Genomic DNA, 13,669 nt, shown 5'->3' with positions numbered 1-13,669 from the left:
GGGTGACGGAACTCTCGGACCGGAAACGCCCTCCGGCGCACTGGAAGGAATCGGCCCCATGACCCCCGCGACCGCCCCGCCCGCTCCCGGCGCGCGCACCACCCGCACCGCCGCCACCCGCGCCGCCATCATGACGGCGGCCGAGCGGCTCTTCGCCGAGCGCGGCGTCTCCGCGGTGTCCAACCGGCAGGTGGGCGAGGCCGCCGGGCAGGCGAACAACACCGCCGTCGCGTACCACTTCGGCACCAAGACCGACCTGATCCGGGCGATCATCCGCAAGCACGCACAGGACATCGAGGCCAGGCGGACACCGATGCTCGCGAGCGTCCGAGGCTCCGCGGACATCCGGGACTGGATCCGGTGCCTGGTCCTCCCGTCCACGGAGCATTTCGCCGCACTCGGCGCACCCTCCTGGTACGCGCGCTTCAACGCGCAGGTGATGACCGACCCCGCCCTGCGCGCCCTCATCTACGAGGACGCGCTCTCGTCGGCGTCGCTCCAGGAGAACCTCATGGGCCTGCGCGCCACGGCCGACGCGATCCCGCCCCGGATCCGGCGCACCCGCGCCGACATGGCACGCCAACTCCTGGTGCACATGTGCTCCGAGAGGGAACGGGACCTGGACTTGGCCGCCGACACCGACGGCGCGGGGCGATGGCACTGGGCCGGCACCACCGTCAATGACGACGCCGGGACATGGGAGGAGCTCGCCACCGACCTCGTCGATGCGCTCACGGGCCTGTGGACCGCGCCCATCTCCCGCTGACAGGACCGCTCACCCCAAACCGGGCCGCGTGGCCCTATACTGATCCGCAGGTCACTCTCCGACCGGCCCGGTCACACACCACTCGTACGCAATGAGGTCCCCATGCGCCGCACCACCGTCCCGCACCGCGGACACGGCTGCGGCGTGCGGCTGACCATGCGGCGCCATGTGGACCTGCTGCGCGTGAGCAGCGCCGGCTGTACCGCTTCTCGCTGAGCCCCCCGCCGCCCGGCCCCCGCCCGCGGCGCGTTCCCCGAGATCCCGAGGTACCCCCGTGACCACCGCTGCCGTCTCCGATTCCGAGACCGATCCCGCCGCCGGCGCCGTCCCCGTCGACAGTCCCCCAGTCGACACTGCTGCCGCCCCGGCCGCACCGGCCGCCGAGCCCGCCGCGCGCGGCCGCCTTCGCGCATTCTTCGACTACCGGCGCACCATGATGACGCTCGCCGTGCTGCTGGTGCTGATCCCGGCGATCGTGCTGTTCCCGGGCACCAGCCGGGAGGCGCTGACCGAGGGCCTCAACGAGGGCTTCACCATGGCGCACCTGATGGCCTTCGTCGCGATCGCGCTGGTCGCCGCCGCGGTCAAGGGGCTCTCCGGCTTCGGATACGCCCTCATCGCCACGCCGCTGGCCGCGGTGCTCATCGACCCGTCGGTGGCCGTGATCGTGCTCGCCGTGCCCGCCCTGGTGATGAATCTGTTCCAGGTCGGCGAGACGGGCACCGGCTGGCAGTACCTCCGCCAGCACTGGTCTCTGGTCGCCGCCGCCCTGGTGGGCTCCGTGATCGGCGTGTTCATCCTCAAGAACTTCCCGGCCAAGCAGCTGCTGGGCGTGATCATCGGCGTCGTGCTGGTCAGTTACGTGATCTGGTCGGTCGCCCGCAAGGGCCGGCCCGCCACCGGCACCGCGCACCCCGTCTCCCTGGGCGCCGTCGGCGTCGCCGAGGGCGTGCTCCTGGGCGCGGTGAACATGGGGCCGCTGCTGCCCGCCTACCTGCACACCTTCGAGCGCGACGCCCGCCGCTACATCGGCGGCATGTCGCTGGTGTTCACGCTGGTCTTCGCCGAGCGCATCGGCCAGATGTCGGTGAACGGCCTGATGACCGCGCAGCTGCTGTGGCTGGGTTCGGTGATCGCGCTGGTGACCCTCGTCGGCCTGGCGGCGGGCACGGCGCTGCGCCGCTGGGGCCGCATCAACCCCTCCGTGTTCAGCGCCCTGGTCCTCACCCTTCTCGGCGCCACGGGCGTGACGATGCTGGTCAAGGCTGTGCCGCACTTCTTGTGAGGCGGCAGAGCCCGTCAGGCGGCAGAGCCTTCGTGGCGACACTGCGCCTGTGCCCGGCGGTTCACGGCCGCAGGTAGGACCACCCCTCGCGCTGCCGGCGCACCAGGTGCGCCACCCCCGAGTCGACGACGGCGACGCCGGGCATCAGGTCGTCCTCGGACAGCTTCCGGGCGGTGAGGGTGTTGGCGCAGGCGCAGACGGTCACACCCTCGCCCTGCAGCGCGGCGACGGTGTCGGCCAGTCCCGATTCGCCCGTGCACAGCTCCACGCCGGGACCGTGCGTGACAACCTCCACCACGGTGCCCGGGCCCAGCGCGCGGATCAGATTGGTGGTGTTGCGGAGCACCGTCGCCTGGCGTTGCGGGTCGGACTCCGGAAGGTGGACCACCACGCCGTCGGTCATGGGCGTCTGCGGGCTCATCGGTGCCGTGCTCCCCTCGTCGGCGCCGCGCGGGCGCACGGCGCGACACCCATTGTCGCGTCCGCACCGCACGCGTGGCCCGCCGGGTGCCGTCGAAATCAGGCAGTCGACCGGCTTGTATCCGATTCGGGCTGCTAACCCCAGCGGGCTGCGGGACGATACCCGGATTACACGACCACCACCCCGGCACAGCCGACGCGGCGGCCGGGCAGAGGTAAGGAGTACACCATGCGACGCACTCTCCTGCGCGCCGCGGCGTCGACGGGCACGGCCGCCCTCCTGACCGCGGGGGCGGTGGGCGTCGGAGCGGCGGGCACGGCCTCCGCCGATCCCGTCCACACGCTGATCCAGACCCCCGTGATCAGCGGGCCCGACATCGGACCCGCGTCGACCCCCGAGGGCATGTTCCCGCTGATCCAGGTGGCCGCCACCGACGGCCAGGCGCCCGGCGAGACGACGTTCTCCGTCCCCCGGCCGTTCCCCTACTACTACATGCACGCCTCGCGTTTCGTCGTGGTCCACTGGCAGAACCTGCAGACGGGCGCCTCGGGCGACGTTCCGCTGCGGTACTGGCAGTCGCTGATCGAGTCCGGCGGCACCCCCAACCTCCCGCCCGATTTCCCGGCGACCCTGCCCACCTCCGCGACCGTCGATACGGGAAGCGGGCCGGTCGTCGCGACGGTGACGCACTTCCGCACCGCCTATCAGGCGCCGCCCGTTGCGCACGGCGTGCTCCCCGGACTCTCGGTTTTCATCTCCTGAAACCCGCCGGCAAGCGCGGAGACCGACTTCCGCGCCCCAGGACAGCCCGTTGCCCGACCGATCGTTCGCTCGCTATCCTCGGGTGGTGACGGACTGGCGGGACTTCACCGACGACGGGCTCACCCCCACGCTACGGGCGGCGCGGGAGCTGTTCGCCCGCAACGGCTATCACGCGACGTCGATACGCGCCGTGGCGGACGCGGCGGGCCTGTCCGTGCCGGGGCTGTATCACCACCACAAGTCGAAGCAGGCCATCCTCAGCGCGCTCGTCGGCAGCGCCATGGATCGCATGCTCGCGCACTCCCGCGCCGCGGACGCCGACTCGGACGGCTCCGCACTCGGGCGCTTCGACAACGTGATGGAATGCCTGCTGCGGTTCCACATGCAGCGGCGGGACGACGCGTTCGTCGCGTCCACCGAGATGCGCAGCATGGACGACACGGTCCTGCGCCGGCACGTCGCGCAGCGCGACGAACAGCAGCGCATGATCGCCGGGATCATCGAGCAGGGCGTGGCCGACGGGACGTTCCGCTGCCGGCACGTCGACGATGCCGCCCGCGCCGCGGCGTCGTTGTGCGTGGCGCTCGCGGGCTGGTACGACCCCGCCGGCTCGCTCGCCCCGGACGAAGTCGTCGCGCGCCAGCTCCAGATCGCGCGCCGCATCGCCGGCGTGGAGCTCCCCCGGGCCTGACCCGCGAAGCCCCCGCAGGCCCGGCTATTGACGTGCGCGCTGCGCGGTGACAACCTGTGAACATTACCGAGCGATCGTTCGGTCGGCCTTAGGCCCGGCCGGCCGCCCGCTCGGGTGGTCCGGTCGACGGGACGCCCCAGCCGTCGCCTTGCACAGGAGGAGGGCCCATGGCCATCGAACTGACCCCCACCACGGAGGCGCGACGCGTCGCCGATGCGACACGGGAGCTGGTCCGCGCCCGCATCCTGCCGTTGGAGCAGGAGCACGACGGCGATGTCGCCGCCGCAGGCGGGGACGCCTTCCGGGTGCACATCCAGCAGCTCGCCCGCGATGCCGGCGTGTTCGCGCCCCACGCTCCGGTCGAATACGGGGGCCTGGGCATGGACATGCGCGACCGCGCGCCGGTTTTCGAGGAGGCCGGATACTCGGTCTTCGGGCCGCTCGCCATGAACATCGCCGCCCCCGACGAGGGCAACATCCACATGCTCGCCCACATCGCGTCCGCCGATCAGAAGGAGCGGTACCTGGCGCCGCTGTGCCGCGGCGAGGTGCGCTCGGCCTTCGCGATGACCGAGCCGGCACCCGGAGCGGGCGCCGACCCCGCGGCGCTCGCCGCCACGGCCGAGCGGGTGCCCGGCGGCTGGCGGATCGACGGCGCCAAGCATTTCATCACCGGGGCCGACGGGGCCGGATTCTTCATCGTCATGGCGCGCACCTCGGGCACCGCGGGCGACCTCGGCGGGGCGACGATGTTCCTGGCGCCGGCCGACGCCGACGGCATCCGCGTGGGCCGGCACATCCCCACCATCGACCGCTCGATGGTGGGCGGCCACTGCGAGTTGACGTTCGACGGCCTGCGGCTTCCCGACGACGCGGTGCTCGGCGAGGTGGACGAGGGCTACCGGTACGCGCAGGTCCGGCTGGGCCCGGCCCGCATGACGCACGTGATGCGGTGGCTGGGTTCTGCCCGCCGCGCCCACGACATCGCGCTCGGATACAGCGCCGAGCGCAGGCTGTTCGGGCAGCGGCTCGGCGACCTGGGCATGGCGCAGAAGATGATCGCGGACAACGAGATCGACATCGCCGCCACGCGCGCCCTGCTGCTCACCGCCTGCGCCGAGCTGGACGCCGGCGACCTCGGCACCACGGCCACCTCGATCGCGAAGGTGTACGGCGCCGAGGCCGTCCACCGGGTGATCGACCGCAGCATCCAGCTGTGCGGCGGGATGGGGGTGTCCGCGGACCTCCCGCTCGCCCGCCTGCTCAGCGAGGTGCGGCCGTTCCGGATCTACGACGGCCCCTCCGAAGTCCATCGCTGGTCGATCGCCAAACGCGCCGTGCGGCGCGCGGCACGTGCGCGGGAAGAGGTCCGGAACCGCGAGGACCCGCGTACCGGGGAGAAGGTGTCCCGATGAGCGGCCCCGCGACCGACGACACCGTTCGCGCGCTCGACCTGGACGCCCTCCGCGCGTACATCGGCGCCAGGGCGGAGGTCCGCGGAGGCCTGACCGCGACCCGGCTCGCGGGCGGAAAGTCCAACCTGACCTTCCGGGTCGCCGACGAGGCGGGCACCGCCTGGGTGGTGCGCCGGCCCCCGCTGGCCGGGCTCACACCGTCGGCGCACGACATGACGCGCGAGTACCGGGTGACCTGCGGGCTGGCCGGCAGCGGCGTGCCGGTGGCCCCCGCCGTGGGACTGTGCGAGGACGAGTCCGTGATCGGTGCGCCGTTCACCGTCATGGGGTTCGTCGAGGGTGACGTGGTGCGGACGGCCGACGAGCTGGCCGCGCTGCCGGACGCGGACATCGCGGTCTGCACCGACGAGATGATGCGGGTGCTCGCGGCGCTGCACGCGGTGGACTACGAATCCGCCGGGCTGGGCGACTTCGGCCGGCCCGACGGCTACCTCGAGCGGCAGGCCAAGCGCTGGCTGCGCCAGTGGGAGTACGTGGCCACCGGCGACCTGCGGGACGTCGAGGTGCTGGGAAACCGGCTGCTGGAACGGATCCCCGCATCGCCGGCGCCGTCGATCGTGCACGGCGACTACCGAATCGACAACGTGATGCTCGCACCGCGCGATTCCGGCCGGATCGTCGCCGTGGTGGATTGGGAGCTGTCCACGCTGGGCGACCCGATCTCCGACGTGGCGATGATGTGCGCCTACCGGCATGCCGCGCTGGACAGCGTGCTCGGGTTTCCCGCGGCGTGGACGCAGCCGCGTATCCCGCAGCCGCAGGACCTGGCAGAGCGCTATGCCCTTGCCACCGGCGCCGACCTGCCCCACTGGGACTTCTACATGGGCCTGGCCTACTTCAAGATCGGCGTGATCGCGGCCGGCATCGCGCACCGCACCCGGGCCGGCGCCGCGGCCGGAGAGGACCACGCCGCGGCCGCCGTGCCCGAGTACATCAGCCTGGGGCTCGCGGCGCTGGCCGGCAACGGGTAGCCGCGTGCCCCGGGGGTAGGCGACAGAGTGCCGCCGACCGATTCACAGCGACTGGAACAGCGCGAAAATCGGTATCCACAACACGGCGGAGGCCCGGGCGAACGGGCTCGTGTCCATGTTGTCGGTGATCCAGTCGCTGAGGCTGCCGAAGACGACTTCCGATCCCATGATTCCTCCTTGAACTGGAGAGTTGCGGCGGCACCCGTACTGGAGGCTCAGCCGATGCGGGCTCTCGGGCCACACGGGCAGGCGGCGCGCGGTTACGCCCCGTACCCTACTCTTGTCATTGAATTAAGGCCATGCCCTCCGGCATCGGATAGCGAATCCGCACCGATCACGCACCCGCACCCGTCGCCTCCTCGATGAGGGCCTGCACCGATGACCGCAGCACCGCGGACCGCTGCCCCGCGGAGAGCGCGCCCGGGTTGGTCACCGCGGTGGTGCCGATCCCGTCGACCACCACCCAGACCGCCCGCGCCGTCCTGCGCACCGCGTCGTCCTCAAGCCCCTGAGGCAACGCGGTGGACAGCAACTCGGCCAGCCGCCACTCGCCGTCCGCGGCGTAGGTCTGCAGAACGCGGGACAGCTTGTCGCTCACCAGGCTTGCCGCCTCGAAGGCGACGAGCACCCGCCAGAAGCGCTCCGACGCCTCGTCGTGCGGCAGCGCCTGCTCGACCAGCCCCAGCCACTCCTCGAGCCCCGAGGACGCGCCGGTCTCGGTGACCCTGCGGGTGACGTCGTCGAGCGCGGCGCTGAGCGCCGCCTGCAGCAGCTCGTCCTTGTCCGCGAAGTAGTGCGAGATGAACCCGGTCGTGGTCCCCAGGCGCGCGGCGACCCGTCGCATCGTCGCGTGCTCCAGGCCGCCCTCGGCCACCAGCGCGCACGCGGCGTCGGCCACCCGGCGGCGCGGATCGTCCGTGGTTGCTTGCGTCATCTCGCTCCGTTCCGCGTCGGCCACACCGGCGTCCACGCCGGGCAGGTCAGCATAACAACCGTTGTCTCCTCGCCCTGAACACGTCCTATTCAACATAACAACTGTTGTGTTGTCGCCTGGATATCGTTTACAGTGCGTCTGAATCACCGCACAGATGCGCACGGGCGCACGGGGAGGACCGACGATGACATCCCACCGGACCAGGCTGAACCGCTCCGACTACGAACGCGGGGACGTGCCTATCCGCAGCGTCGGCTGGGCCCCCGAGACCCTGCCGCCGCCGATGGCACCGCTCACCGGCGACACCGAGGCTTCCGTCGTGATCGTCGGCGCCGGCCTTGCCGGAAGCTCCACCGCGCTGCACCTGGCCGAGCGCGGGATCGACGTCGCCGTCGTCGAAGCCGCCCAGCCGGGCGACGGCGCGTCCGGCCGCAACGCGGGCCACGTGCAGCCCTACCTGGCCACACTCGACCCCACCGAAGACTGGCCGGACAAGGGTCAACGCCTGCTGGACACGGTGATCGAGGGCCGCGGCATCGTCTACGAGTTGGCCGACAAGCACGGCATCGCCTGCGACGCGCAGGCCACCGGCATGGTCGAGGGCGCTATCCGCCGCTACGGGGAGCTCGAGGAGAAGGCCCGGGTGTGGCGCGGATACGGCTACGACGTGGACGTGGTGGGGAAGGCCGACCTGACCCGGTTGCTCGGCACCACCGAATACTCCTACGGCCTGCACTGGGGCGAAGGCGGATCAGTCAACCCCTACCTGTTCACCCGCGGGCTCGCAGACGCGGCCGTGAACGCCGGCGCCCGGGTGTATGGCGACTCGCCGGTGATCTCCGTCGAGCAGGAGAACGGGCGCCGGCGGGTACGCACGCTCCACGGTTCCGTGCTGGCCGACCAGGTGGTCCTCTGCACCAACGGGCACGCCGGCAACCAGTTCTACCCGGACCTGGCGAAGACGCAGTACCCGCTGGTGGCCTACGCGATGGCGACCACGCCGCTGCCGGACGACGTCCTCGCTGCCGTCAACCCGTCGCGCGCGGCGTTCACCCAGTTCCCCGCCGGCCTGGTCCCCATGGTCATCGACGAGCGGAACCGGCTGATCACGGCGTCCATCCCCCGGCCACGCGGTGCCGACAAGGCCGAGACGTATTTCCGGCACACGCTCGACTTCCTTCACCGCACGTTCCCCGTCACCCGCGACGCGGACATCGGCCTCGAGTCGTACTGGACCGGGATGACCGCGAGCTCGTCGTCGGTCTACCACGCCGACTACCCCCAGATCTTCCGCGTCGACGACGGAGTCCTCGCCCTGATGAACCTGGGCACCTGGGGCGTGTTCCTGGGCCCCCTGCTGGGCCGCAACCTCGCGAACGCCCTGGCCGACGACCGGATGAGCGACGTCGTCCTGCCTATCACCGAGCCGGAGACGGCCCGGTACCGCAACAGCTTCAACTTCAAGATCCGCTACGTGCTCATCCCCGGTGCGCGCGTGGTCGACCGCTTCAACATCCTCTGACCCGCCGGCGGCCGCCACGGCATTGCCACACCGAGCAAGGAGACCCCCATGAAACGACATCTCGTGCGGCGCAGGACCATAGCCGCCTCCGCCGCGCTCATCGCGAGCGCAGCCCTGCTCGCCGGATGCGCAAGCACCGGCGGCTCCGGCGGCGGCACCGGCGGAACCGACGGTGCCGCCGTCACCAAGGCGGGCATCGTCGGCGAGCAGCCGGACGCCGGCGGCCCGGTCGACGGCGGGACCCTGAGCTTTGCCGGCTACTCGATGCCGTCGAGCCTGGACCCGCTGGTCACGCAGGTGGCCGGGTCCACGGGCGGCACGGAAATGGCCAACATTTACGACCTGCTCGTGCGCTACGACGCCGAAAGGAAGGAGTACGTGCCGCAGCTGGCGGAATCGCTCACCGAGAGCGACGACCACCTCACCTGGATCCTCACGCTCCGCGACGGCGTCACCTTCTCGGACGGCACGCCCCTGGACGCCGGCGCCGTGGTCACCAGCATCAACCGCTACAACGAGGGCCACGGCGTGAACAGCGACCAGTGGCTGGCCGGCGTCGCGTCGATGGTCGCCACCGACCCGCAGACGGTCACGTTCACGCTGAAAGCCCCGTGGTCCGAGTTCCCCGCGCTGCTCACGTTCGGTCACGGCATGATCCTCGCGCCGGCCGCCTACGCCGACCCGGAGAACTTCCGGCCCATCGGCGCCGGCCCGTACACCGTCGAGAAGTTCGCCCCCGCGAGCTCACTCGAACTCACGCCCCGCGCGGATTACTGGGACGGCAAGCCGCACCTGGACACCGTGAAATTCGTCGACATCGCCGGCGGCCAGCCGAAGATCCAGGCCATGGATTCCGGCGGCGTCCAGATGTCGTTCCTGCGCACCGCGGAATGGATCTCGGACGCGAAGGCGAAATACCCCGGCTTCTACGAGCCGCTGAACCTCAGCGACATGCTGCAGATCAACAACCGTGCGGGCCATCCCGGCGCGGATCCGAACGTCCGCAAGGCGATCGCCCTGGCCGTCGACCCCGAGGTGATCAACCAGCACGCGTTCAACGGCGACGGCCACCCGACCACCAAGATCTTCGCCGACTGGTCCGAGTGGCACAACGACGTGCCCGCGTTCACGCAGGACACCGCGCAGGCCAAGCAGCTCGTCGACGCCGCCAAGGCGAACGGTTTCGACGGCAAACTCACCTACGTGAGCGTGAACAGCCCGGCCGCCCAGGCCATCGCCACGGCAACGCAGGCCATGCTGAACGCGGTGGGCTTCACCGTGGACGTGCAGTACACCGCCACGATCACCGACATGGTCAAGCGCCTCTACGTCGACCACGACTTCGACCTGACCTACGGGTCGGGCGCGATCTCCGACGCGGTGCCGGTGCTGCGCATCGACGCGGCGCTGCGCAGCACCTCGCCGAACAACCTCGTCGGCTACAGCGACCCGGCGATGGACGCGCTGCTCGATGCCGCGCGGACCGCGGTAGGCCACGACGCGAAGCAGGCGGCGCTGAATGCCGTGGAGCAGAAGATCCACGACGACGTGCCCTACCTGGGTCTGGGCTGGGGCGCGAACTTCGTCGCCTGGCAGCCGAACGTCCACGGGGCGATGCCGAGCAACGACGGCATCATGCTGCTGGGCAACACCTGGATCGCGCAGTAGCGGTTCGGCGACACGTCCGCACTGACGACGGTGACGGGGCGTCCGCGCAGCACGAGCGCGGGCGCCCCATCGCGTCGGACTATCCCGCCTGCGTCGCAACCGAGTAGTCGCCGGTGGCCTCGCCGGTCAGCCGCCAGCCACCGTCGATCCGGGCCAGATCGACACCGTCGACGTTCGTGGTGGTCAGCCGCGGCCGCTCCGCCCCCGGGTACCACGCCTCCACCAGGCCGGCGCCCGTCCCCGCGAAGCCGCCGTCCTCCACCTCGGTCAGCCCGGGCGCGGCCCGCGGATAAGCCCGCGACAGCGGCCGGGCGAAGTCCTCCACAAGTCCCAGCGGGGCGCCCGATGGGCAGTCGATCGCGTTGAGGTTGCCCTGCGGCTTCTCGGTATTGCCGTCCCGCACCGCGTGCGGGTCGCCGCACGCCTGCACCCACGACCACCAGGCGCCGCCGGTCCGGTACCGATCGAGATCGTCGACGAACCTGTCGACCTGGGCGGCCTCGACGGCGGGATCGCCCCACCAGCCCCACTCACCCGTCCACATGGGCGCGCCGTACACGTCGGCGGCAGCCATGGCCAACTCGAAGCCCTGGTCGATCGTGGGGAAATCGCTGCTCAGCAGGATGGACTCGGCGTAGAGGTGCGGGGAGAACACGAGCAGCGGATCGGTCAGGTACTGCGGGGGCGGCAGCGCGTCGACGCCGATCCCCGACCAGATCGCGCTGGGTTCGAAGAACACCAGGTGCTCGAACCCGCCCTGTTCGGCCGCGCGGATGGCGCCGATCGCCCGCTGGTAGAACCGGCCGAGCTGATCGGCCGCGGCGACCGGGCCGCGCAGCCCCGGATTGGGTTCGTTGAGCAGGTCGTAGCCGGCCACCGCCGGCTCGTTCTTGAACTCCGCGGCGAGCCTGGCCCACGTCGCGACCAGGTGGTCCTGGATGCCGTTCACGTTGTCGTAGAAGTTCTGGAAGGCGCGGGCGACGGCGGGGGCGGACTCCCGCAGGTCGCCGATCGTGCAGGTGGTCCAGCCGTCGGTCAGGGTGGCCCACGCGGGGGCGCCGTCCCAGCCGAATCCCGGCTGCATCCCCGGTGGGCAGGCCACACCGTCGGGGGTGCCCACCGCCGGCCCCCAGGCATCCTGGTGCATGTCCAGCACCGTGTAGATGCCGTGCTCCTTAGCCCGCTGCACTGCGTCACGGATCCGGTCCACATAGGCCTGGTCGAAGGCGCCGGGAGCCGGCTCGAGCGCCGACCATGACAGGTTGAGCCGGACCACGTTGAAGCCGAGCCGCGCCATCCGCGCGAACTCGGTGCCGTCCATCGGCACCACCGTCGGCAGCGGCGGATCGTTCTGGGCGTACTCGGCCAGCTTGTTGAAGTTCGCACCGCGCAGCAGCACCGCGCGGCCGTCGACGTCCGTGATCGCCTGGCCCTCCACGGTGAGCCGGGGCATCGTCCACCCGCCCGTGGACTGCGCCGGAGGCACCGCGGCGGCGCCCGTCGCGGGCAGGACGGCGAGAAACAACACGAACGCGCCGGTCAGCAGCAGCGACCGCCGGACGCGAAGTAACCTGGACATACGACTAACTTAATGCGGTCTACGCCGATGCATCACCGATTCGCGTCTTCCGGGCGGCGAGTCTTTCGCCCATGCACGCGTGTGGTAGCTCAAGCCAGTGCAAAGACGGCCCGCTCGCAGCGAGTCTCAGCGTCAGAGATGTCCCGGGAACGCCCGGCACGTGTCCGGTCGCCCGTCGGCGGCGACCTGCGCGTCCACCCGGAGTAGCCCGCCCGTGGCTGGCACCGGGACCTGTTCCGCGGTGCCACCGATCAGCCCACCGGCCGCGTCGTAGCACGCCACTCCCAGGTTCATCGTGACGCCCGACCCCACTTGAGTCTCGTCGGGAAGGCCATGCAGCAGGAACCGCGCCGTGAATTCTCGGGGCCCGTCGCCGGTGATCTCATACGAGTCGGCGGCTTCGATCCGGCTCCACAAGTCGGAGAACTTCTCGTCACTCACGCGCGTCGTCACGGTCATCGACGCCACCGTCGCGTCGCCGGGCACGACGGCATCCACCGGCACGGCGAACTGCTGATCCGCCCACGACACCATCGCGGGCCCCTGTGTGCTCGCGAGCACCTCGTCGTCGCTGTCGCGGAACTCCACATCGGTCAGCATGAACCCGCCGACGGCGTCCTCCCCCGCCGTGGCCGTGACGATCCCCTCCACCTGCGAACCGGTCTGCATGAACCACTTGCCGTCGACCATGGCCCCACTGCTGTCATCGGAACCGCAGGCCGATAAGCCGCATGCCGCCAGCGCGCAGAGCGCGACCACGCCGCCGACCTTCACCGACCCCTGCCTCATGGGCGTCACCCTAAGCCACGCCTGGGGATCAGGATCCATCCCGATGGGAGACACTGCGCGGGCCGCCCGACCCCTCACCCGTACAGCGGCTCACCGAACCGATCGGCGAAGACGAACTCCTCCACCGGCCGGCGCCGCAGGTTCGTCGGGAACGGCCGCGCCGGATAGCCGGCGCACACGTACGCCGCCGTGAGGTACTCGTCCGGGATCCCCAGAAGCTCACGGACGGCCGACTCCTCCCGGCACAGCATTGTGGTCACCGTCGTCGCCACCCCCGCATCGCGCAGCGCCAGGCACAGGTTCTGCATCGTCGGATAGATCGACGCGCCGCCCACCACGCTGGTGCGCCGCAGGTCCGCGTCCGTCACCTTCAGCGCCGCCTCCCGCGCGCACAGCACCAGGATGACGGGTGCGTCGGCGAAGTGCTCGGCATGATGCCGCGACGGCTCCAGGGCCCTGCGGCGCCGGTCGGATTCCGGCAAGCGAGTGTCCGACGGGCCGAACTCCTCGCGCCACAGCCGCAGGTACGCGTCCCCCAGCGTCGCCTTCAACGCCCGGTCGCGCACCGCGATCCAGCGCACGGGCTGACGGTTTCCGCCCTGCGGCGCGAAGCGGGCCGCCTCGAACGCCGCATACAGGACCTCCTCCGGCACCGGCTCGTCCCTGTAGTACCGGCAGGTGCCGGTCGTCCGCATCGCCTCGATCACGTCCATGGCGTCCTCCTGACACCCGCCACGCTATCGCCGTACAGGCCGCGGTGTCCTGGTCGTCGCGAACCGGCACACGCCGCCGCTCCCCGGCGACGA

At 71.1% G+C, this 13,669-nt stretch carries 15 protein-coding genes; 9 read left to right on the top strand and 6 right to left on the bottom strand.

Annotated elements, in window-relative coordinates:
• The first annotated feature begins 58 nt into the window (after positions 1–58).
• The 3 genes from FO059_RS00245 (at position 59) to FO059_RS00240 (ending at position 2,051) form a co-directional block, all read left to right on the top strand.
• The gene (locus FO059_RS00245; RefSeq protein WP_143905362.1) at positions 59–766 is read left to right on the top strand and encodes a TetR/AcrR family transcriptional regulator; all 708 of its coding nucleotides are present in this window, start codon (positions 59–61) and stop codon (positions 764–766) included.
• 102 nt (positions 767–868) lie between these two features.
• Entirely contained in the window at positions 869–982 is a 114-nt protein-coding gene (locus FO059_RS18990; RefSeq protein ID WP_372497948.1) for a putative leader peptide, read from the top strand.
• A 58-nt stretch (positions 983–1,040) separates the two neighbouring features.
• Positions 1,041–2,051 (top strand): sulfite exporter TauE/SafE family protein, encoded by a 1,011-nt coding sequence (locus tag FO059_RS00240; protein ID WP_199257172.1) that lies wholly within the window; start codon positions 1,041–1,043, stop codon positions 2,049–2,051.
• Positions 2,052–2,112: 61 nt separating this feature from the next.
• Here the strand turns inward: FO059_RS00240 and FO059_RS00235 are convergent, their stop codons facing one another.
• A complete protein-coding gene (locus FO059_RS00235; protein WP_143905360.1) occupies positions 2,113–2,472 on the bottom strand; it encodes a DsrE family protein in 360 nt (119 codons plus the stop codon).
• 228 nt (positions 2,473–2,700) lie between these two features.
• Here FO059_RS00235 and FO059_RS00230 point away from each other — a divergent pair, with 228 nt between their 5' ends.
• From FO059_RS00230 to FO059_RS00215, 4 genes are all read left to right on the top strand, one after another.
• Complete coding sequence (locus FO059_RS00230) at positions 2,701–3,234, top strand: hypothetical protein (protein WP_143905358.1); 534 nt, start codon at positions 2,701–2,703, stop codon at positions 3,232–3,234.
• Between the two features lie 85 nt (positions 3,235–3,319).
• Positions 3,320–3,925: a TetR/AcrR family transcriptional regulator gene (locus FO059_RS00225; protein WP_143905357.1), complete on the top strand. Its 606-nt coding sequence runs from the start codon at positions 3,320–3,322 to the stop codon at positions 3,923–3,925.
• 167 nt (positions 3,926–4,092) lie between these two features.
• On the top strand, positions 4,093–5,340 hold the full coding sequence (locus tag FO059_RS00220) for an acyl-CoA dehydrogenase family protein (protein WP_143905355.1): 1,248 nt from the start codon (positions 4,093–4,095) through the stop codon (positions 5,338–5,340).
• Positions 5,337–6,371: a phosphotransferase family protein gene (locus FO059_RS00215; RefSeq protein WP_143905352.1), complete on the top strand. Its 1,035-nt coding sequence runs from the start codon at positions 5,337–5,339 to the stop codon at positions 6,369–6,371. The genes FO059_RS00220 and FO059_RS00215 overlap by 4 nt, the downstream gene beginning before the upstream one ends.
• 42 nt (positions 6,372–6,413) lie before the next feature.
• Here FO059_RS00215 and FO059_RS18865 read toward each other — a convergent pair whose 3' ends face one another.
• Together FO059_RS18865 and FO059_RS00210 are read right to left on the bottom strand one after the other, a co-directional pair.
• Complete coding sequence (locus FO059_RS18865; protein WP_268892907.1) at positions 6,414–6,539, bottom strand: hypothetical protein; 126 nt, start codon at positions 6,537–6,539, stop codon at positions 6,414–6,416.
• Positions 6,540–6,705: 166 nt separating this feature from the next.
• A complete protein-coding gene (locus FO059_RS00210) occupies positions 6,706–7,305 on the bottom strand; it encodes a TetR/AcrR family transcriptional regulator (RefSeq protein WP_158726860.1) in 600 nt (199 codons plus the stop codon).
• Between the two features lie 184 nt (positions 7,306–7,489).
• Between FO059_RS00210 and FO059_RS00205 the strand changes: the two genes are divergently transcribed.
• Entirely contained in the window at positions 7,490–8,827 is a 1,338-nt protein-coding gene (locus FO059_RS00205) for an NAD(P)/FAD-dependent oxidoreductase (protein WP_143905349.1), read from the top strand.
• A 48-nt stretch (positions 8,828–8,875) separates the two neighbouring features.
• Positions 8,876–10,495, top strand: coding sequence for an ABC transporter substrate-binding protein (locus FO059_RS00200; protein ID WP_143905347.1), 1,620 nt, complete (start codon positions 8,876–8,878; stop codon positions 10,493–10,495).
• Between the two features lie 79 nt (positions 10,496–10,574).
• Here the strand turns inward: FO059_RS00200 and FO059_RS00195 are convergent, their stop codons facing one another.
• From FO059_RS00195 to FO059_RS00185, 3 genes are all read right to left on the bottom strand, one after another.
• Positions 10,575–12,074 (bottom strand): glycoside hydrolase family 5 protein, encoded by a 1,500-nt coding sequence (locus tag FO059_RS00195; RefSeq protein WP_143905345.1) that lies wholly within the window; start codon positions 12,072–12,074, stop codon positions 10,575–10,577.
• A gap of 132 nt (positions 12,075–12,206) precedes the next feature.
• Positions 12,207–12,863, bottom strand: a complete 657-nt coding sequence (locus FO059_RS00190) for a hypothetical protein (RefSeq protein WP_143905343.1) — start codon at positions 12,861–12,863, stop codon at positions 12,207–12,209.
• A 74-nt stretch (positions 12,864–12,937) separates the two neighbouring features.
• Positions 12,938–13,576: a nitroreductase family protein gene (locus FO059_RS00185; protein ID WP_143905341.1), complete on the bottom strand. Its 639-nt coding sequence runs from the start codon at positions 13,574–13,576 to the stop codon at positions 12,938–12,940.
• Positions 13,577–13,669 lie beyond the last annotated feature (93 nt).

Origin of the sequence: Tomitella fengzijianii, from assembly GCF_007559025.1 — a bacterium.
Lineage (GTDB): Bacteria > Actinomycetota > Actinomycetes > Mycobacteriales > Mycobacteriaceae > Tomitella > Tomitella fengzijianii.
Note: the sequence above shows the minus strand (reverse complement) of the source record. Positions and strands in the feature narration are given on the sequence as shown.